This window comes from Pseudarthrobacter sp. DSP2-3-2b1, assembly GCF_049895945.1.
In the GTDB taxonomy this organism is placed as follows: Bacteria; Actinomycetota; Actinomycetes; order Actinomycetales; family Micrococcaceae; genus Arthrobacter.
In genome coordinates this window covers 82078-101809 of the sequence record NZ_JAFCTI010000007.1, presented here as the reverse complement: position 1 = coordinate 101809, position 19732 = coordinate 82078, and the positions used below count along the sequence as shown (strand labels likewise).

General features: G+C 64.5%; 21 protein-coding genes. 12 read left to right on the top strand and 9 right to left on the bottom strand.

The window, feature by feature from the left end; genetic code table 11:
* Window positions 1-121: 121 nt before the first annotated feature.
* Window positions 122-373, top strand: a complete 252-nt coding sequence (locus tag ACP7AX_RS10655) for a hypothetical protein (protein WP_426226428.1) — start codon at window positions 122-124, stop codon at window positions 371-373.
* A gap of 45 nt (window positions 374-418) precedes the next feature.
* On the opposite strand, the gene ACP7AX_RS10650 is transcribed toward ACP7AX_RS10655, so the two are convergent.
* Window positions 419-1774, bottom strand: coding sequence for a protein kinase domain-containing protein (locus ACP7AX_RS10650; protein ID WP_426226532.1), 1356 nt, complete (start codon window positions 1772-1774; stop codon window positions 419-421).
* A gap of 249 nt (window positions 1775-2023) precedes the next feature.
* On the opposite strand from ACP7AX_RS10650, the gene ACP7AX_RS10645 reads away from it, so the two are divergent.
* The 7 genes from ACP7AX_RS10645 to ACP7AX_RS10615 all read left to right on the top strand — a co-directional run bounded on the left by ACP7AX_RS10645 (window position 2024) and on the right by ACP7AX_RS10615 (window position 7178).
* Window positions 2024-2326 carry an urease subunit gamma gene (locus ACP7AX_RS10645; RefSeq protein WP_131681604.1) on the top strand — a complete coding sequence of 101 codons (303 nt, stop codon included), beginning with the start codon at window positions 2024-2026 and terminating at the stop codon, window positions 2324-2326.
* A gap of 8 nt (window positions 2327-2334) precedes the next feature.
* Window positions 2335-2664, top strand: coding sequence for an urease subunit beta (locus tag ACP7AX_RS10640; RefSeq protein ID WP_426226427.1), 330 nt, complete (start codon window positions 2335-2337; stop codon window positions 2662-2664).
* Window positions 2661-4403, top strand: coding sequence for an urease subunit alpha (ureC, locus tag ACP7AX_RS10635; RefSeq protein WP_426226426.1), 1743 nt, complete (start codon window positions 2661-2663; stop codon window positions 4401-4403). Before ACP7AX_RS10640 ends, ureC begins: the two co-directional genes overlap by 4 nt.
* Window positions 4404-4425: 22 nt before the next feature.
* Window positions 4426-4911: an urease accessory protein UreE gene (ureE, locus tag ACP7AX_RS10630; protein ID WP_426226425.1), complete on the top strand. Its 486-nt coding sequence runs from the start codon at window positions 4426-4428 to the stop codon at window positions 4909-4911.
* A gap of 9 nt (window positions 4912-4920) precedes the next feature.
* Entirely contained in the window at window positions 4921-5586 is a 666-nt protein-coding gene (locus ACP7AX_RS10625; protein ID WP_426226424.1) for an urease accessory protein UreF, read from the top strand.
* A 12-nt stretch (window positions 5587-5598) separates the two neighbouring features.
* Window positions 5599-6216, top strand: a complete 618-nt coding sequence (ureG, locus tag ACP7AX_RS10620) for an urease accessory protein UreG (RefSeq protein WP_426226423.1) — start codon at window positions 5599-5601, stop codon at window positions 6214-6216.
* 131 nt (window positions 6217-6347) lie between these two features.
* Window positions 6348-7178, top strand: coding sequence for an urease accessory protein UreD (locus tag ACP7AX_RS10615; RefSeq protein ID WP_426226422.1), 831 nt, complete (start codon window positions 6348-6350; stop codon window positions 7176-7178).
* Between the two features lie 30 nt (window positions 7179-7208).
* Here the strand turns inward: ACP7AX_RS10615 and ACP7AX_RS10610 are convergent, their stop codons facing one another.
* Together ACP7AX_RS10610 and ACP7AX_RS10605 are read right to left on the bottom strand one after the other, a co-directional pair.
* Window positions 7209-8174 (bottom strand): amidohydrolase family protein, encoded by a 966-nt coding sequence (locus ACP7AX_RS10610; RefSeq protein WP_131681611.1) that lies wholly within the window; start codon window positions 8172-8174, stop codon window positions 7209-7211.
* A 79-nt stretch (window positions 8175-8253) separates the two neighbouring features.
* On the bottom strand, window positions 8254-8772 hold the full coding sequence (locus tag ACP7AX_RS10605; RefSeq protein WP_426226421.1) for a flavin reductase family protein: 519 nt from the start codon (window positions 8770-8772) through the stop codon (window positions 8254-8256).
* Window positions 8773-8962: 190 nt separating this feature from the next.
* On the opposite strand from ACP7AX_RS10605, the gene ACP7AX_RS10600 reads away from it, so the two are divergent.
* The 3 genes from ACP7AX_RS10600 to ACP7AX_RS10590 all read left to right on the top strand — a co-directional run bounded on the left by ACP7AX_RS10600 (window position 8963) and on the right by ACP7AX_RS10590 (window position 11786).
* Window positions 8963-10027, top strand: coding sequence for a spore photoproduct lyase family protein (locus tag ACP7AX_RS10600; RefSeq protein WP_426226420.1), 1065 nt, complete (start codon window positions 8963-8965; stop codon window positions 10025-10027).
* Window positions 10028-10071: 44 nt separating this feature from the next.
* The gene (locus ACP7AX_RS10595) at window positions 10072-11109 is read left to right on the top strand and encodes a serine hydrolase (protein WP_131681614.1); all 1038 of its coding nucleotides are present in this window, start codon (window positions 10072-10074) and stop codon (window positions 11107-11109) included.
* Window positions 11110-11201: 92 nt separating this feature from the next.
* Window positions 11202-11786, top strand: a complete 585-nt coding sequence (locus ACP7AX_RS10590) for a 5-formyltetrahydrofolate cyclo-ligase (RefSeq protein ID WP_426226419.1) — start codon at window positions 11202-11204, stop codon at window positions 11784-11786.
* Window positions 11787-11828: 42 nt separating this feature from the next.
* On the opposite strand, the gene ACP7AX_RS10585 is transcribed toward ACP7AX_RS10590, so the two are convergent.
* Window positions 11829-12488 (bottom strand): cyclodeaminase/cyclohydrolase family protein, encoded by a 660-nt coding sequence (locus tag ACP7AX_RS10585; protein WP_426226418.1) that lies wholly within the window; start codon window positions 12486-12488, stop codon window positions 11829-11831.
* A gap of 176 nt (window positions 12489-12664) precedes the next feature.
* Between ACP7AX_RS10585 and ACP7AX_RS10580 the strand changes: the two genes are divergently transcribed.
* Complete coding sequence (locus tag ACP7AX_RS10580; protein WP_426226417.1) at window positions 12665-13699, top strand: NAD-dependent epimerase/dehydratase family protein; 1035 nt, start codon at window positions 12665-12667, stop codon at window positions 13697-13699.
* A 3-nt stretch (window positions 13700-13702) separates the two neighbouring features.
* Here ACP7AX_RS10580 and ACP7AX_RS10575 read toward each other — a convergent pair whose 3' ends face one another.
* The 5 genes from ACP7AX_RS10575 to ACP7AX_RS10555 are packed head-to-tail and all read right to left on the bottom strand — an operon-like array spanning window position 13703 to window position 19565.
* Window positions 13703-14551 carry a sugar phosphate isomerase/epimerase family protein gene (locus tag ACP7AX_RS10575; protein ID WP_426226416.1) on the bottom strand — a complete coding sequence of 283 codons (849 nt, stop codon included), beginning with the start codon at window positions 14549-14551 and terminating at the stop codon, window positions 13703-13705.
* 31 nt (window positions 14552-14582) lie between these two features.
* Window positions 14583-15809, bottom strand: coding sequence for a substrate-binding domain-containing protein (locus ACP7AX_RS10570; RefSeq protein ID WP_426226415.1), 1227 nt, complete (start codon window positions 15807-15809; stop codon window positions 14583-14585).
* Window positions 15809-16921 carry an ABC transporter permease gene (locus ACP7AX_RS10565; RefSeq protein ID WP_426226414.1) on the bottom strand — a complete coding sequence of 371 codons (1113 nt, stop codon included), beginning with the start codon at window positions 16919-16921 and terminating at the stop codon, window positions 15809-15811. The genes ACP7AX_RS10570 and ACP7AX_RS10565 overlap by 1 nt, the downstream gene beginning before the upstream one ends.
* Window positions 16918-17952, bottom strand: coding sequence for an ABC transporter permease (locus ACP7AX_RS10560; protein WP_426226413.1), 1035 nt, complete (start codon window positions 17950-17952; stop codon window positions 16918-16920). The genes ACP7AX_RS10565 and ACP7AX_RS10560 overlap by 4 nt, the downstream gene beginning before the upstream one ends.
* Complete coding sequence (locus ACP7AX_RS10555; protein WP_426226412.1) at window positions 17949-19565, bottom strand: sugar ABC transporter ATP-binding protein; 1617 nt, start codon at window positions 19563-19565, stop codon at window positions 17949-17951. The genes ACP7AX_RS10560 and ACP7AX_RS10555 overlap by 4 nt, the downstream gene beginning before the upstream one ends.
* Between the last annotated feature and the right edge of the window lie 167 nt (window positions 19566-19732).

Genomic DNA, 19732 nt, shown 5'->3' with positions numbered 1-19732 from the left:
CCCGGAGCAGCGGGGGGCGCCCCTAATCTTGAGCCAAGATTTCGGAAAGGTGGGCCAACTCCTGATGCTTCTGCAGCAGGATCCTAAGCAGCTGTGATTGAGGACTACGGACCGGAGGTGGATGGCCGACATGATGAACGACGACGACGGGTCAGCCACGGACGACGCTGATGACCGCGAGGCACCGGCAGCCGAGACAATGATCATCAGCAGATGGCACGAGCCCGGTCACCCCCAAGGCTTCCGGGCCAGAATAACCTACGGAAGAACGCCCGGCGCTGGTCCAAGGACTGTGTCCACCGCTGACCCTGACGAGGTCCTCAGAGTGGTGCAGGAGTGGCTCGCCAGCGGGCCAGGACCTGCTGACCGGTAGGCGCTCCTTCAGCTGAAGAAGCCGGGCGCTTCCCGGCCGGGCCCGCTACGCGAGGCTGCGCCGCGTCTGGAGCCTTAGTTCGAGGTCATTCATGACGATCCCTGCGAGGTTCTCCAGCGTTTTGGTGTCCTCGTCGCTGAACTCCCTTGGCCTGGTGTCCAGTACGCACAGGGTTCCGAGGTTGTACCCGTCCGGTGTGCGCAACGGAACGCCGGCATAAAACTGCATGCCGGCATCGCCGGCAACCAGCGGGTTGGCCAGAGTGCGGGGATCGGTAGCGGCGCTCTCCACAATCCAGGCATCGTCCTGGAGGATTGCCGAGGCGCACAGCCCCGGATCCCTCCCAATCTGTTCCACATCGGTCCCATACCGGGCCTTGAACCAGATACGGTCGTGGTCAACAATGCTCACGATCGCTACCGGGACGGCAAACATCCGGGCCGCCACAGCCACCACGCGGTCGAATGTCCCGTCCGGGAGGGTATCGAGGATCCGGTACCGTTGCACGGCCCGCATCCTGGCGTCCTCGGTGTCTGTTTCCTGCGATCCGTCGCGGTGCCTGGCCGCACCCGTTGCGATTTCCTGCCGCAGGGACAAGGACACGTCCTTGGCGTCCGGGCGTTCAGCGGGATCCCGGGCGAGCATGAAGGTCAGCAGCTTTGCCCAGCGGGGCGCTACCTCCTCCGGAATGTGGGGATCCCGCAGCAGCCGTGCCAGTGCCGACTGGATGGGAGCCCCCGGATAGACAACGCGACCAGTCAAGGCCTCCAGCAGCACGAGCCCCAGCGAGTAGACATCGCTGGGAGTGCCGGACGGCTCACCGGCTGCCTGTTCGGGGCTGAGATAGTGGGGCGTACCCGACGAGCCGCCCGTTAAGGTGTCGAATCCGTTAGCAAGCAAAGTCGCGACGCCGAAGTCACTGAGCTTGGCGCGTGGCCTGCTGTCCCCGCTGCCGTCGTCAACGAGCAGGACGTTCGCCGGTTTGACATCCCGGTGAACGATTCCGTGATGGTGGATGTAGGCAAGACCGTCAGCAAGGTCATGTCCGATATGCGCGACGTGGGCTGCGGACATGGACCCCAGGCTGCCCCGCTCGCGAAGGTCAGGACCGCGGACCAGTTCCATCACCAGGTAGCTGTGCTGGTCCTGGGGATCGCTGAAATCCGCTCCGGCGTCGAACAACGTCACCAGCGCGGGGTGGCTCATGCCGGCCAGGATGCGGACCTCATCCTCCTGCCTGCGGATCTGCTCGACGTCGGTCCGGTTCCTGCGGAACAGTTTCAGCGCCACATCCCTTTGGAGCAGCTCGTCAACAGCACGGTAGACGCTCGATTGCGCACCGGAGCCAATCAGCTCATCTATCCTGTAGCGCCCGCTGAGGAGGTGCCCGCGCCGCATCATACTCACACCCGTGATCCTTACTTAGCTGATCCAGGGCCTGCACCGCCGGCGGGACCATGAGGCCACTACCGGGTTTGGCGCAAACCAAGACATTCGTCCGTCCGTCTCTTGGCAGGATACGGGGGTAATAACGGCTCGCCCTATATCGTAAACGAGATCCGGCGTGTGGTGGCGGCTATCCGGAAACTCCCCCGAAACCTGGGCGGCTTACTCTGGTTACACGCCGGCGAGGCTACGGAAGGAAAACCATTGCACCTGATGCCCCGAGAGCAGGAAAAGCTCATGATTGTGGTGGCGGCCGATCTTGCCAGGCGCCGCCAGTCCCGCGGCCTGAAGCTGAACTTTCCCGAGGCCGTGGCCATCATCAGCTACGAACTCATCGAGGGCGCGCGGGATGGCCGGACGGTTGCGGACCTCATGAGCTACGGCACCACAGTGCTCAAGCGGGAAGACGTGATGGAAGGCGTCCCGGAGATGATCCACGACGTCCAGATCGAAGCCACCTTCCCTGACGGCACCAAGCTGGTCACCGTCCACGATCCGATCCGATAGGGCATGCCATGATTCCAGGCGAATACATCCTCAGGTCCGCGCCCGTGACGGTGAACGCCGGGCGCCAGGCGATCGACGTCGTCGTCACCAACACCGGCGACCGGCCCGTGCAGGTGGGCTCGCACTTCCACTTCGCCGAAGCGAACAGCGCACTTAGGTTTGACCGCGATGCCGCCCATGGCCGCAGGCTGGACATCCCCGCGGGTACGGCGGCCAGGTTCGAGCCCGGTGACAGCAAGACCATCAGGTTGATTGAACTGGCCGGCAGCCGGGAAGTCTTCGGCCTCAGCAACGCCGTCAACGGCCCCCTCGATGCGGGCAAGGAAGGTGGCAAGTGAGCTTCGATCTTCCCCGCAGGCAGTACGCGGATCTCTACGGCCCGACAACGGGTGACGCCATCCGCCTGGCGGACACCGGGCTGTTCCTCGAGATCGAGAAGGACCTCACCGTCTACGGCGAGGAAGTGGTCTTCGGGGGCGGCAAGGTGATCCGCGACGGCATGGGCCAGAACGGCCAGGCAACCCGCGAGGAAGACGTCCCGGACACAGTCATCACCAACGCCGTCATCCTGGACTACACGGGCATCTACAAGGCCGACGTCGCCCTCAGGGACGGACACATCTTCAAAATCGGCAAAGCCGGCAACCCGCAGATCAGCGACGGCGTGGACATCGTCATCGGCGCCAGCACCGAAATCATCGCGGGCGAGCGGAAGATCTTGACCGCCGGCGGCGTGGACAGCCACATCCACTTCATCTCACCTGACCAGGTTCCCACCGCCCTTACCAGCGGGGTGACCACCATGGTGGGCGGCGGCACCGGACCGGCCGAAGGCACCAAGGCCACCACCGTAACCCCCGGCAAATGGCACATCCAGCGGATGCTGCAGGCCGCCGAGGGGCTGCCCATCAACATCGGCCTGCTGGGCAAGGGCCACGCGTCCGCCGTCGAGCCGCTCGCCGAGCAGATCCGTGCCGGCGCCATCGGGCTCAAGGTCCACGAGGACTGGGGCTCCACCACTTCCTCCATTGACACTTCCCTGAAAGTGGCGGACGAATACGACGTCCAGGTGGCCATCCACACGGACACGCTCAACGAGTGCGGTTTTGTGGAGGACACCATCCGAGCCATCGACGGCCGGGTCATCCACACCTTCCACACCGAAGGCGCCGGCGGTGGGCATGCTCCGGATATCATCAGGATCGCCGGGCTGCCCAACGTCCTCCCGGCGTCAACGAACCCCACACTGCCGTACACGCGGAACACCATCGAAGAGCACCTGGACATGCTGATGGTCTGCCACCACCTCAACCCGGACATCCCGGAGGACGTGGCGTTCGCCGATTCCCGCATCCGGGCCGAGACCATCGCCGCCGAGGACGTCCTGCAGGATCTGGGCATCTTCTCCATCACCTCCTCCGATTCCCAGGCCATGGGCCGTGTGGGCGAGGTGATCACCCGCACCTGGCAGGTGGCAGACAAGATGAAGAAACAGCGCGGCGTCCTGAAAGACCCCCGGGGGGACAGCGCAGCCGGCGAACACGGTTCCGAAAACAGTGACAACTTCCGCCTCAAGCGCTACGTGGCGAAATACACCATCAACCCCGCCATCGCGCAGGGCATGGCGGACTCCATCGGGTCCGTGGAGGAAGGAAAATTCGCCGATCTGGTGCTATGGGATCCGGCGTTCTTCGGCGTGAAGCCGGAGCTGGTCCTTAAGGGCGGGCAGATCGCCTACGCGCTGATGGGTGACGCCAACGCCTCCATCCCCACCCCGCAGCCCCGCACCATGCGTCCCATGTTCGCCGCGTTCGGCAAGGCGGTCCAGCAGTCGTCCATCACGTTCCTCTCCCAGGCGGCGATCGACGCCGGTGTCCCCCAGGAACTTGGGCTCCAGAAGGTCATCCGGCCCGTTTCCGGCATCCGCACCCTGACCAAGGCCGACTTGAAATACAACAATGCCACCCCGGACATCCAGGTGGACCCGGAAACGTACAAGGTGAGCGTGGACGGCGAGGAAGTCACCTGTGAACCCTCAGACGTCCTGCCCATGGCCCAGCGCTACTTCCTCTTCTGACCCCCACCATCCGGAGCCTGACGTGATCATCGAAAAAGTCCTCGGCAACCTGCACGAGCTGCCCGCAACAGACCTCGCCGCCTACACCGGGCTGCACCGCGAAAAAGTGGTGCTGCCCAGCGCCCAGCTGGTCAAGCGCATCCAGCGGGTCATCACCGACCACGGCAAAGAAATCGGGATCCGGCTGCCCACCGGCTCCGGCGATCTGCGCGACGGCGACATCCTGCACGTGGCAGAAACCAACATGATCGTGGTGTCAGTGCTCCCCACGGACGTCCTCGTGGTGGCACCGCGCTCCGTCTACGAGATGGGGGTCGTGGCACACTCGCTAGGCAACCGGCACCTGCAGGCCCAGTTCTTCGACGCGGCCTCGGAATACAGCGCCGAAGTCATGGTGTGCGCGTATGACCACACCGTCGAGGACTACCTTCGCCACGTCGGAGTGCCCTACGACCGCCAGGAACGCGTCATGCCTGTGCCTTTCCGCCATGCTGAACACAGCCACTAGTTCCCGTCCATGACTTATCAGTTGGCGTTGCAGCAGCTTTGCGACTCCGCGTTGCCTACTGGGGCTTTTGCGCACTCTTTTGGTTTCGAGACCTATGTCGACGCTGGGGTCATCTTTGATGAGGGGACTTTTGGGGTGTGGCTCGGTGCGTTCATTTCGCAGCAGCTTTCCTACGCTGACGGGTTGGCAATCCGGTTCCTCTATGAGGGGAGGGATGTTGGGGAGCTGGATTCGCTGCTCTCTGCTTCTTTGTTGCCACGGCAGGTTCGGGAGGCGAGCGTGAAGATGGGTGGGCGGCTGTTGGAGATCGGAACTGAGGCTTTTCCGTCACAGCAGCTGGGACTGTACCGGGACCTGGTGACCCACGGCGCGGCCGCCGGGCACCAGCCGCTGGCGTTCGCCGTCGTCGCCCGTTCCCTGGGCGTGCCGCAGGCTGAAGCTCTTGCCGCGTACCTTTTCGCGGCTGTCACGTCCGTGACGCAGAACGCCATCCGCGCCATCCCGCTGGGCCAGAACGCCGGGCAGCGGCTGCTGCGGACAGCGGCCGACGGCGTCGTTGCCGCCGTCGAGCGGGTTGCGCACCTGACGCCGGACGACTTCGGGGCCGTCAGCCCCGGACTGGAAATTTCGCAGATGAGGCACGAGCGTCAACGTGCCCGGATGTTCATGAGCTAACAGGAGGACCACATGACAGAACCCATCAAAATCGGCATCGGCGGCCCGGTAGGCGCCGGCAAAACCCAGCTCGTGGAGCGGCTCACCCGCCACATGAGCCGCGAAATCTCCATGGCCGCCATCACCAACGACATCTACACCATCGAGGACGCCAAAATCCTCGCCGCCAACGGCATCCTGCCCGAAGACCGGATCATCGGCGTGGAAACCGGCGGCTGCCCGCACACCGCCATCCGTGAAGACACCTCCATGAACACCGCAGCCATCGAGGAGCTCCAGGCCCGGCACCCGGACCTGCAGGTGATCTTCGTCGAATCCGGCGGCGACAACCTCTCAGCCACCTTCAGCCCCGAACTCGTGGACTTCTCCATATACATCATCGACGTGGCCCAAGGCGAAAAGATCCCCCGCAAAGCCGGCCAGGGCATGATCAAGTCCGATCTGTTCATCATCAACAAAACCGACCTCGCACCCCACGTCGGCGCCGACCTTGCAGTCATGGAACGGGATTCCAAGGAATTCCGCGGCGACAAGCCCTTCTGCTTCACGAACCTGAAGACCGACGAAGGCCTCGACGCCGTCATTTCCTGGATGCGGCGCGACGTCCTGATGCTCGACCTGGCGCCGTGAGTACGACGGCGGCCGTTCCTTTGGCGGTCATCTCACCGGGGCCTGCGCCCGCGGGTGATAGGGGCCGTGCCCGCTCCGCGGTGCCCGCCACGCCGCGGCCCCTATCACCCGCGTCCGCTGATCGGCCCGCAATGGGCCGCTTAGAGCTCCAGGTCGCGGTGCGTGGTCAGCGTTCGGTGGCCGTGCATCAGTACCATCAGGGCGCCTTGAGAGTGTTGCGGCCGCACTACCTGGATGATTCCGGGCAGGTTTGCTTTGTGCTGGTAAATCCCGGCGGGGCTTATCTTGGGGCCGATCTGTTCCTTATTGATGTGGAGGTGGCGGAAGGGGGTGACTTGTTGCTGACGACGCAGTCTGCGACGAAAATTTACCGGACTCCGGGGTCTTTTGCTGAGCAGCGGATGACTCTGCGGCTTGGCGAGAGGGCGCGGCTGGAGCTGGCTCCGGACCAGCTGATCGCCTACCGGGAGGCCAGCTACCGGCAGAACACGCACATCACCGTGCGGCCGTCGTCGAGCCTGGTCATGGCTGAGGTCATCACTCCCGGTTGGTCGCCGGACGGCGCGTCGTTCCGGTATGAGGAGTTACGGCTGCGGAATGAAATCGTGGTGGAAACCGACGACGGCGCGCGGCTGCTGGCCTTGGACAACCTGCTGATCCGGCCGCTGGCCGCAGATGTGACCGGCATGGGCTTTATGGAGGGTTTCAGCCATTTGGGCTCGCTGGTGGTGGTGGACGCGCGCGTTAACCAGGTGCTGTCAGATGAACTTCACGCCCTGACCCTGGACCACAAAGCCCACACCGGCATCTCGCTGACCCGCACACTCGCCGGAACCACCGGGCTGGTCCTGCGCTCACTCTCCAACAGCACGGAGGAGCTGAACCGGCTGCTCGGCACGTGCACGGCCCTCCTCCGGGAACGCTGGCACCAGCAGGAACCCCTTAATCTGAGGAAGTACTGACCGCACAGAACCGGACGGCGGCCTCCGGAGTCAGCCGCGGCTCTGCTTCAGCCTTGGGAACAGCACCTCTGCGTTGCCGCGGTCAATCGCCGCGCGCAACGATCGCTCCAGCGGGTAGTGCTCATATTGCATGTTCAGGAACCCGATCGCCATCGCCGGGGCGAAGGGGAAGTCCGAGCCGTAAGTGATACGGCCAGGGTCGGCGACCTCGAGCAGGCTGGGGAGCGCTGAAGGGGTGGCTGACAGTGCGATGTCGTAATAGAACCGCCGCAGGATGGATTGCTTCTCATCCGCCAGCGCCGCCAACGCAGTGAGGGCCAGTTCCCTGTTGTTGAGCATCGTGAGCAGTATCCGGAACGCGATGTACGGCACGAAGCCGCCCGCATGGGCCAGTAGGAATTTGATTCTCGAATACTTGTCCATCGCACCGGACAGGATCAGGCTGATAGCGGCGCGGGTGGTGTCGAGCAGGAAGTCCGCAGCGAAGGTGGGGATGCCCGGCACCGCCGGAGCGGGAAGCTCACCGGGGTGGATGAACACCACGGCATGGCGCTCATCCAGGAACTCCAGCAGCGGCTCAAAGTCAGGGTCGCCCAGGTAGCGGCCGTCATGGTTGGCCAATAGCGCGATGCCGTCCGCATGAAGCGTGTCCAGGGCGTACCCGGCCTCCGTCAGGGCCCCTTCCACGTCCGGCAGTGTCACCGTAGCGAAAAACCCGAACCGTTCGGGCCTGCCCGCCACCACCTGGGCGCTGTACTCATTGACCTCGCGGGCCCATCGACGCGCTTCCATGGCGTCCCCAAAGTAAACCCCTGGCGTGGACAGCGACAGGATGCCCGTCTGGATGTCGTTTCGGTCCATGAACTTCAGCGCGGAGCGCTCCGACCATGACGGCATGATCAGGCCACCTGGGCGGACGCGTTTTTCATGCATCCAGCGCGCATATCCCGGCGGAATGATGTGCTGGTGCGTGTCGATGCGGCGCGGCCCGGTCATCCGAAATCCACCCCCTATCCGGCCTCAATCTACGCGTCGACGGTCTCCCCAGGCAGGGCACAACGTCCTGCTCCGTCAGTCATGCGACGCTCTCCAGGACTCCGGGCCGGGCCGGGACACCAGCGAAGTATCCGCCCTTGAAAAACAGCAGCGGCTCCGCCCCGTCCCTGGAACCAAGTGCTCGGACTGCCCCCAGCACGATGGTGTGGTCGCCGCCGTCGTATTCCTCATGAAGCTCGCAATCCACCCAGGCGAGTGCCTGATCCAGTACCGGGTTTCCCAGCGGTGAGGCGCTGTAATCCACACCGGCAAACTTGTCGGTTCCGGAACGGGCGAACTGGCCGGCAAGATGCTGGTGCTCGGCCGGGAGGATGTTCACCGTGAAGCGTCCGGCCCTGCGCAACAAAGGCCACGTGCTGGAACTGCGGGCGGGACTGAACGTGACCAGGGCCGGGTCCAGGGAGAGGGAGGAGAACGACTGGCAGGTGAAGCCCGCCGGCCCGTTGTCAGTTGCTGCGGTGATCACCGTCAGCCCGGAGGCAAAGTGGCCCAGGACGTGACGCAGACGCTGAGGGGTGAGATCAAAATGTTCCGTCATGTTCGTTCCTTTCAAAGCCGATACGTCCAACCAACCACCCGTCCCGGCCGCCTTCAACCCGGAGGAAATGCACGGACGTGCAACGCAACCTGACTTCACGCCCCGAAGCATGAGGTAACGAAAACCGCTCCTGACCATGCTGGGGGCTTAACCGCCTTCGGCCCCTTCCTGGTCTTGAGAGAATCAAAGGATGGAATTCAACCGGCTGCTGCAGATCCGGCGTATTTATGCCCAGGCCGCTGCCCTGGAGCTGCCCAGGGGCAAGGCGATCGTCGAACGCTGGCCGGACGCCGACGTCGTGCTTGTCGAGAACCACTGGAACATCCCGGAGGTCCATGGTGACGAGACGAATGTGCCGCGGTGGTCCCGGATCAAGACGGAAGCGCTGGTCCTTGGCGTCAAAAAGGCGCTCACCGTCAAGCCGAACGGCCGCTCCGCGGATTACATTGCGCCCTCAACAGCGAACGGCTGCGCCATGGCCTGCGCCTATTGCTACGTGCCCCGGCACAAGGGGTACAGCAACCCCGTGACAGTGTTCGCGAACATCGAGCAGATCGCAGGTGCACTTGAGCGGCACGTCACCCGCCAGGGCATCAAGCTGGAGCCCAACCAGTGCGATCCGGAACTGTGGGTCTACGACATCGGCGAAAACAGTGACTGCTCCGTCGACGCGCTGATCAGCGACAACGTTCAAGACCTCGTCACGCTTTTCCGCGACCTGCCCACTGCAAAACTGTCCTTCGCCACCAAGTACGTGAACCCTGCCATGCTCGGCTGGGACCATGGCGGGCACACCCGGATCCGCTTTTCCCTCATGCCGGCAGACCTCGCGAAATCGATAGACGTACGTACCTCGCCGGTGGCGGAACGTCTGGCTGCGATCAACGATTTCGTCGACGCCGGGTACGAGGTGCATGTGAACTTCTCCCCCGTCATCATCACGGACACCTGGCTCAGCGATTGGGAGGTGTTGCTGCGTCAGCTCGATGCCACCCTGACCGCCGCCGCTAAGGCCCAGCTCGCCGCAGAGGTCATCTTCCTGACCCACAACGAGCGGCTCCATGAGGTCAATTTGGGTTGGCATCCCCAAGCCGAGAACGTGCTGTGGCGTCCGGATCTCCAGGAATCAAAGGTCTCCTCCAACGGCTTCACGAATGTCCGCTACCGGTCAGGAACCAAGGCCCGCTACGTGCGGCAGCTAACTGCGCTCATCGAGGAGATCGCACCCTACTGCCGCATCCGCTACGCATTCTGATGACATGAGCGGGAAACCCGGCCGGTCCTGCAATACTGGTCAGCATGAGTGCGGTCCCTAACGGCCAAGTGAAGAACAACCATCAGGACGTCCGCCGCTACGGCGATCACCGAGCTCTGGAAGCGCTGAGCTCAAGTCTGGGGCGGTCCAAAACACGGCGACGGACCGCTCCCGCGGCGATCGCCATGGTGCGCGACGGCGTGCTGGCGACTGCCAGCGCAGGCGCTCCGCTCGATGCCGACTACGAAATCGGATCTGTCTCGAAAGGGCTCACCGGTCTCCTTTATGAGGACGCCCGTCATCGTGGCGAGCTCGACGGCGGCATCACCTTGGGTGCTCTGCTGCCCCTGGAGGGATGTGCACTGGCCGGCGTCAGGCTGGAAACCATCGCCCGGCACTCTTCCGGGCTGCCCCGCTTGCCGGCAAATAGTGGAATCGTCCGCAAGACCGCTAACTTGTGGCTTCACGGAGCCAATCCGTACGGTGAGACGCTCGAGGAATTGCTCGCCCAGGCACGGCAGACGCGTCTACTCTCCCCCAAGCCGCGATACTCAAATTTAGGCTTTGAGCTGCTAGGCCACGCAATAGCCGCCGCCGCTGGAACTCCTTACCGGGAGCTCATGACCCAGCGGATTGCGGCACCTCTCGGACTGGCTTCGCTATATGCGCCCAGTTTCCCTCACGAGCTCCGGCAGACGGCACTTTCAGGCAGGACCCGGGGAGGACGCATCATGCAGCCTTGGACCGGAGAAGCCCTGGCTCCGGCAGGGGGCTGGCGCGCCAACATCCAGGACATGGGGAAACTAACCATGGCTCTCCTGGAGGGAACCGCACCGGGAAATACTGCCCTGGATCCGGTGGCACGATTCGCCGGACCCGCCGCACGGATAGGCAGCGCGTGGCTGAGTCTCGACGTCAAGGGCCGGACAATCACGTGCCACAACGGGGCCACCGGCGGGTTCCGTTCATGGGTGGGGCTGGACCGGGAGGCTGGTACCGCCGTCGTACTGCTCTCTGCAACGGCGTCGCCGCTGGACCGGCACGGCTTCAGGCTCCTCCTCGACCTGCCGGCCAGGACCTGACCACGCATATGCCGGTGAAGTTTCGTGACGGGGGCGGTCCCAGTTCGGGCGGTGCGTCGGCATGCGGCCTGGCGTGCGGCTAGGGTCGTGGCATGGTGCCGAACGCTTCAGTGAAGGACGCAAAGAGGCTTCTGCGCGCCGAAATACGTTCCCGACGGCGGACCCGCTCCGTGGGTGATCGGGAAGCAGCGGCAACAGGCCTGACGGAACAGCTGATCGCCTTGGTCAGTGAGCGTGGCCCCTCTCTGGTGGCTTGCTATTTATCAGGTAGCGATGAACCCAATACCCGGCCATTCCTGAGCTGGGCCGCAGCCAACGGCGTGGAAGTCCTCGTGCCGGTCAGCCGGATCAACGGGCAGCTGGACTGGGTGTTTTCGAGTGGTGGGCCTGAACAGCCCGGCCTCTTTGGCATATCGGAAATGGTCGGCGAAGCCGTGGCACCCAGCGTCTTCAGAAGCGTGGATCTGTTGCTTATCCCCGCCGCAGCAGTTGACCGTTCCGGAATGAGGATGGGTTGGGGGCGCGGGTACTTTGACCGGGCCCTGGCATCCTTGGAAGAACAACCTCCGGTGTTCGCCCTTGTCTACGATGACGAACTGCTTGACGAGGTGCCAAGTGAGCCCCACGACAGGCCGGTGGATGGGGTTGTCACGCCAGGGCGGACCTACCAGTTCTGACATCTCCCCCTTGTGTTGCGCACGGCATGTTGCTCACGTGCGTCAGACGGCATCCGTTGGAGCGGCCCGATGATCGATCCCGGCAGTCAGTCCGTCAATTCGTTCAACGGCGGTGCTGAGGCGCTTCACCGTCGCCCAGAGTGCTGGATGCTGTTCCCGGATCTCCTCAAGAGGCGCCCCGGCGGAGGTGAGGGCGGCCAGATCGAAGCTCACGTTGGTTCGTGCTCCTGTCAGCGCGGCGCGAAGGGCTCCAAAGGCCACCACCACATCGGCAACAAGCGCCCGGTTACCGTTGGCGGCAAGCCACTCCAAATCCCCGACGGCACCTATGGCCCGCTCGCCAAGGACCGCAGACGCCTTTGCGGCCCCTTCCGATGCCCGGCGAATCGCGCTCTCGCGTTCCGGCCCGGGCTCCAGCCGGAACGCCGCACCGAACGCTTCGGAGGCCGCCGCGTCGTCGTCGGCGAGCCCCAGAGCCGCTTCCCGGAGCGAATTCGCCCGCGCGTGAAGACCGGCCAGATCCTCACGCAGGCCGTCCCCGGCATCCGTGTATCCGGCGACCATTGACGTCAGTGCGGCGGCAATGGCAAGCATCACACCCGTCCCGGCCCCTCCGCCCGGCGAGCCGGCGGACTCCGCCAACGCCCGCGTCCAGTCCTCAACCGTCGAGTGTTGGGTCGTCACCGCTTCAGAACCAGCCATAACACCAGTGTGCTCCATCTCCTGTGGTTACTGGTTCAAGCGGTTCCGCCGCGTTCCGCGTGGAGGAGCCAGCGGGCTTATGTCGGCGGGTATCCAGTTGCTCATTTACATCGCAGCCTGCCCACTCCTAGGCTGGGCGGGTACTGCTGACCCCAGTCCATACGGAGGAGAAGACCATGCGGATTGTGATCACCGGAGCTACCGGCCACGTTGGCACGGCGCTCCTGAACCGCCTTCACCAGGTCCGGTCCGAAAAGGGCCCCGATCTGGAGATCGTAGGCGTTGCGCGCCGCGAACCGGACCAGGACGTTGCACCATACCGCGACGTGGTGTGGCACAGCGTGGACATCGGGGATCCGGCCGACCTTCCGGCACTCGAAGGGGCCTTCGCCGGGGCTGACGCCGTGGTCCATTTGGCCTGGCTTATTCAGCCCAACCACGATCGGGAGCTCCTTCGCCGGACGAACGTCGCCGGAACGGACCAGGTTCTCCGGGCAGCCCGGACAGCCGGCGTCGGGCATGTTGTGTGCGCTTCATCGGTGGGCGCCTATTCGCCGGCTCCCAAGGAGCATCGGACCAACGAGGATTGGCCAGCGGCGGGTGTTGAGGGATCCCACTACAGCGTGGACAAGGCCGCCCAGGAACGGCTTCTGAATGCCTTTGCCCGCGAGAACCCGGGCGTAGTTGTGGCACGGCTCCGGCCTGCATTGACGTTCAGTGCCCAGGCCGGCAGTGAGGTGGGGCGATACTTCCTGGGGCAGTTCCTGGCACGGCTCGTCCCACGCAAGCCTTCGATTCCCTTACTGCCCATTCCACCGGAGCTTGTTTTCCAGGCCGTACACGCCGACGACGTCGCAGACGCCTACTGGCGTGTGTTGAAGAGGCGCGCGGCAGGCGCATTCAACATCGCAGCCGAGCCCGTGCTGGACCCGAACGCGCTCGGTTGGGTATTGCACACCAAGCGGCTGTTGCCGTTGCCCCTGCCGGTGCTGCGCGCCGCCGTCGAGTTCAGTTGGCGCCTGCGGTTGCAGGCGACCGACGGCGGGTGGATCGATATGGCAGCCGGCGCACCGATCATGGACACCGCCCGGGCGCGCGGGCTTCTGGAATGGACGCCACAGCGGACGTCGCTCGACGCGCTGACTGAAATGCTGGACGGTCTTGGCGCGGGCACAGGGCGGCAGGCCTCTCCCCCACTCGCCCCGCAGTGACGGTCAAACCCCGCGCAGGAACGCCAGGCCGCTGCTGGCCAACTCGTCCTGGCTCGGGGCCAGCGGCCGCCAGATTGAGGCCGCAACAGCGATTGCAGCATTGTCCACGGTGAAACTTTCAATGTTCAACGGTCCGCCGTAGCCGACCTCGTCCAGGGCCTGCAGGAAGCCTGCCCAGTCGGTCTGGTCGCCGCCGGGAGCGCCGCGATCGTTCCCGCATACCTGCACGTGAACGATGTGTTCTCCGGCCGCCCGGACTGCGGCGGCCAGAGAACGCTCCTCGATGTGAAGGTGGTAGCTGTCCAGGGCAATCCCGATGCCGTTGCCAAGCAGCGGCTCCAGCGCCTCAAGCGCCTGCTCCACCGTGTTGATCAGGGATGTTTCATACCGGTTCAGCGGCTCGATGCCCAGGACTACGCCCGCTTCCTGGGCCCGGGCCGCCACCGGCTGCAGATTCTCGCGCAGCTCGGCGTAGGCCTCCCGCCGCTCCCCGGGCGACATCCGCCAGACCCGGCCGGTCTGCGCGTAGAAAGGACCGCAAACAGTGGGCGAACCGATGCTGCTTGCCAGGGTGACGCAGGAAACCAGGTAGGCCTGGGTCCTTTCGACGGCGGCCGGGGCCGCTCCCACCAGATCGCGGCCCGGCGCCATGGCTCCGACAACAAACGGTTTAAGCCCCGTGGACGCCAGAGATTCGTTCACGGCGGCGGGCGTGAAGTCGCCGTCGTTTTCCAGCGGAAGTTCGACGGCGTCGAACCCCATCGCGGCGATCCTCGCCAGGTGTCCGCCCAGGTTGGAGTCAGTCAGCGGAGACTCCCATACCCAGGTGCTGATCCCGATGAGTCGCTTCACGCCGCTCCCTCCAACCGCCGGCCGGGTAATGTCAGGGCATCTGCCGCTGCTGCCAGACCTCCGGATAGCCGGGAAGGTCTTCTCCGCCGAACTTGGCGTAGTGTCCGCCGGGCATCCCCTGATTGCGCTGCAGCCAGGTGTCCAGTTCGTCCGCGAGGATGGGCTTCTGCGGGAGAACCCATTCGGCCGGAATCTGCTCACCCTTGAAGATCTTCTCCAGGGCCAGCAGCGGGGTCCGCCACTGGAAGTTGGAGTAGACGGGGGCCATGGCATCGATTCCGGTTTCCTTCCACTTGGTCAGGAAGCTCATCTCATCCTCGCCGGTCATCACCGGCAGGTCCTTGCCTGCATCCTCGAAAGCCTCAAGGGCAGCCACCGCACCGTCCCCGGCATCCATCCAGACGCCTTTGACGTCGCCGGTGGCCAGTTCATCGGAGATGATTTTCTTGATTTCGGTGGGGTCCGCTCCGGTGAAGTACTCCCTGGCCTGGATTCCCTTCTCTTCAAAGATCTTCTTTGCCGCCGCCCAGCGGTGTTCGAGCACGTCCACGCCGGGAAGGATGCGGAGGGCCACCACCTTGTCGCCGGACTTCAGCCTGTCAGTCAGGAACGTGGCGGTGTCTATGCCCCAGGCAAAGCCGCCGATCGGGTGGATGAACGTGGTGGCGCAGTCGGTCTCGACGCCACGGTCAAAGACCACCACGGGCTTGCCCGTCTGGCAGGCGCGCTCCACGGCCTGGGTCAGGGCCGCTGTGGAGTTGGGGGATATGACGAACGCAGCGCAGTTCCCCTCGTCGATGAAGTAGTCAATGTCCGCGATCTGCGTGTTGTCATTGTCCTTGGCGTCACGGGTTTCCATCTCGGAAATGACCCCCGAGTCCTGCAAAACCTTCAGTTGCTGGTTCATGGTGATCCAGCCGGTCTGGCGCCACGGGTTCGAAATGGAGGCATTGGCGAAGCAGACCTTGTGCGGCCCGGAGGCGGCGAACTTTGCCGTGTCCGTCATGGCGCCGGCAATGTACTGCAGGTAGGGCTGCTCCGCGTTGCCTTCAAAGGTCGCCGAGCGCTGCTTGAACTGCTCGTCGTAAAGCGCCTGGTCAAACCATTCCTGGCTCGGCGGGCTGGTTGCTGCCGGTGTGCCGGTACCCGGTGCCGCCGTCGTTTCCGTAACCGACGGGTCCGTGGTGGTACAGGCAGTCAGCACCAGCAGCGGCAATGCTGCCCCAAGTGCGATCGCGCGAAAAGAGTGTTTGCGCATCAGACTCGATCTCCTCCTTGTTCGGTGCCCTCGTGGGGCCTGGGTTCTGCGTTTAGCCGGTGCCGTTCGTCATGGGCCGCGGCAGTGGCTCCCTTGCGCTTGCGCTGCCAGGATTTGGACGCTGCTGCCACGGCGATAATGATGATTACCCCCTGGACGGTGTCCCGCCACGTGGCCTGGACGCCCATGAAGTTCAGGAGGGTGAACAGCGCCTCCAGGGCGAACGCTCCGGCCGCCGCGGACAGCACCCAGCCGCGGCCGCCGCCCAGCACTACGCCACCGAGGACGACGGCGGTGATCGCCGTGAACTCGTAACCCCGCCCCACCGACGGATGTACTCCCGCGTAGCCCACGAGCAGGATTCCGGCCACGGTGGCCGCCAGCGACGAGATGATGAACGCCCGCGTCCGCACCCACCAGATGCGGGAGCCGGCCAGCTCTGCGGCCCTTGGATTGTCGCCGACGGCGATGAGCATGCGGCCGAAGGGGCGGCGCATCATGACGAACGCCAGGATAGCCACCGCCGTGAGGATGATGACGGGGTAGGGAATGATGTCCAGGACCGGGACGTCCTGGATCCCGCCGCGCCCAATCTGGCGGAAGCTGTCCGCCGGGTTTCCCTGGGCCGCTCCGCCGGTCCAGTAGAGGACCAGACCGAGCAAGGCCAGCATCATGCCCAGCGTCACGATGAAGCTGGGCACTTTCAGAAGCGTGGTGATCAGTCCGTTCACCAGTCCGATGAAGGCGCCGAGCACAAACATCAGGACCAGAACCGGAATCACCCGTGAATCGTCCTGCCGGATGAGGTTGCCGGCAACGATGACCTGCATGGTCACCACTGATCCCATCGACAGGTCGAATTCGCCGCTGACAATGACGAAGTACTGGCCGATAGCGGCGATGGCGATCGGCGCCGTCCTGCCAATGAAGCGGATGAAGGAGCCCGGCTCCCCGAAGGAGGGGTTCAGCACGATAATGGCCGCCAAGAGGCTGATCAAAAGGATGAAAACTGCGCCGCCGGGGGTGCGTACGGCCCGGAGGAGCCGCTGGGAACGGCTGGCACGGTTCTGCCGGAGAACTGCACTGCGCCCGGAAGGCAATGCCGTGCTCATGGTCCCTCCGCGGGTGCCGCCTGCGCGGCAGGTGCTTCCGAGCCCGTTGAACCGAAGCGCTCCGGTCTGCTGACGATCCTGCGGCGGGCATACACGGCGACGGCGACGACGATCACCACGCCCCTGACCACGTCCTTGAGGAAGGGGTTGATCTGCATGACGGACATGATGTTGTCCAGCATGGCGAAGATGAGGACGCCGCCAAGGGTCCCGGTGATGGTCCCCTTGCCGCCGGCCAGGAGGGTGCCGCCGAGGACCACGGCGGCGATGGAGAGCAGATCGTAGCCGCCCTGGGAACCCACCGTCGGGCTGCCCACACCCAGCCGGCTGGCGAGGAGCAGCCCGGCCATTCCTGCCAGCACGGAACAGATCACGTGGGCCGTGATGACCGGCAGGTCGATGCGGATGCCCGAGGTCCGGGCTACGGAAATGTCGCCGCCGACGGCGTAGAGGTGGTGGCCCATGCGGGTGCGGTGGAGCAGCAGCATGGCCAGGCCCGCGCAGGCCAGCATGATGATGGTCGAGATGGGGACAGGCCCCAGGCCCGTCGCCCCGATCAGCCTGAACGAGAGCGGGGTCTGGCCGAAGCTGCCCTTGAAATTGGTGGCGAGGTAGCCGCTGATGATCAGGCCCATGCCGAGGGTGGCGATGAATCCGTGCACGTTGAGGCGGGCCACGATCAGACCGTTTGCCAGGCCGATGACAGCAGCGGCACCCAACGTGAGGAGGACGCCGGGCAGGACGTTGCCCGAATTGTTGGCCATCACACCGGCGGCAATAAGACTGGCCAGGCTGGCCACATAGGGAACCGAGAGATCAAGGCTGCCGGCAAGGATGACCAGCGTCTGTCCGATGGCGATGAATCCCAGAACGCTGGTCCCGGTCAGGATGCTGGAGATGTTGCCCTGACTGAAGAAGTTCCGCCCTATGGTGCTGACCAGGACGGCGCCAACGATCAGCGTCAGCAGTGCCACCAGATAGACGATCTGTGTGGAGGACAGACGATCGATAAAGCTGCCGCGCTGCCTCATGTCCCTCCTCCGGATGCCGTCCTGGCGCCCGTTCCCAATTGCAGGACGGCTTCCTCGGATGTTCCGGCCGGTAGCTCGCCGGCGAGTCTCCCGTCGCGCATGACCAGGATGCGGTCGGACATGCCGATGACCTCGGGCAGTTCGCTGGAGACCATCAGGATGGCTTTGCCGTCGGCTGCCAGCTGGCGCATGAGCCGGTACACGGCAACCTTGGCTCCTACATCTATTCCGCGGGTAGGTTCATCCAGCAGGACCAGGCGGGGGTGGATGGCCAGCCACTTTGCCAGGACCACTTTCTGCTGGTTCCCGCCGGAGAGGTACTGCACCTCCTGGTCCAGGTCCCGGGCCACCACCTCAAGGGAGGAGAACACGCCGGGGATCTCGGTTTGGACCGCCCTGGTGCGGCGCGGAAAAACTGATCTGATGACGGTCAGCGCGTTATTCAGGATGGACTGGTTCAGGCTCAGACCCTCGGCTTTGCGGTCTTCCGTGATGAGGGCCATACGGGCACGGACGCCCTCCCGCGGGGACTTGGGCCTGAGCTCCCGGCCGTCCACCTTCATGGTGCCGCGGGTGAAGGGGGCGGCGCCGAAAATGGCGTGCAGCAGTTCGGTACGGCCGGAGCCCTGGAGACCGGCCACCCCCACAATCTCACCCGGCCGAACGCTGAGGCTGATACCGTCCAGCTGGCCGTTACCGGCACCCTCCAGTTCGAGGATAGGTTTTCGGGCGGCGTCGGCACCTTCAGCGCTGGTCACTTCAGCGTTTCTGCCTTCAGCGTCGCCGGCTGCCCGGGGCAGCTTGTCCGGGAAGTACGCGGAAATAGGCCGGCCCACCATCAGCCGGACCAGCTTTGCGTCGTCGAGTTCCGAGGCCGGGCCAGCGCTGACCACGCGGCCATCCTTCAAGACGGTGATGACGTCGCACAGATCGAAGAGCTCCCGGAGCCGGTGGGAGACATAGAGGATGGCCGTTCCGCGTTCCCGGAGGCGGGACACGATTTGGTACAGGAGCTCAACTTCGGCCCCGGCCAGCGCGGCCGTGGGCTCGTCCATGGAGACGATCCGGGCGTCATAGCTGACCGCTTTGGCAATCTCCACCACCTGCTGCTCGGCTACGGTCAGGCTCCGCACCTGGGCGGTGGGCCGGATGGCGGTGATCCCGAGCGACTGCAGCAGCTCCGCCGTTTTTTCGTTCATCAGGGCCTTGTTCACCAGGACGCCGCGGCGGGGCTCCCGGCCCAGGTAGATGTTCTCGGCCACTGTCCGGTCGGGAAGGAGATTGAACTCCTGGAACACCGAGGACAGCCCGGCTTCGTGGGCCTTTGTAGGGTGGCTGAATTGGACTTCCTTGCCGTCCAGGAGCACTGTTCCTGCGTCCGGCTGGTAAACCCCCGCCAGCACTTTCATCAGTGTGGACTTTCCCGCACCGTTTTCTCCCACGAGCCCGTGAACCTGGCTCCGGTGAAGGGTGAGGTGGGCGTCTTCCAGCACGGGAATGCCGAAGAAACTTTTGGTCAGTCCGCGGACTTCCAAGAGTGGCTGGGGGGCCGCGGAACCCTGAGGAAGCCCACCGGGGATTGACGCCGCGCCTGTCCCTTGGTGGTTCTCCATCGATCCGCCCACGACTAACTGTTACAGGGCGCGTTCCGTTCCGTCAAGGGATAAGCGATTGCTTACTATCAGGGCGATTTGGCCTGGTTTCGGCACGTAGTCCCCCGCCAAATATTCGAGTACACGTTACGTGTGCTTTGGGTCGCAACCGCTGGTAGCCTCGGGAC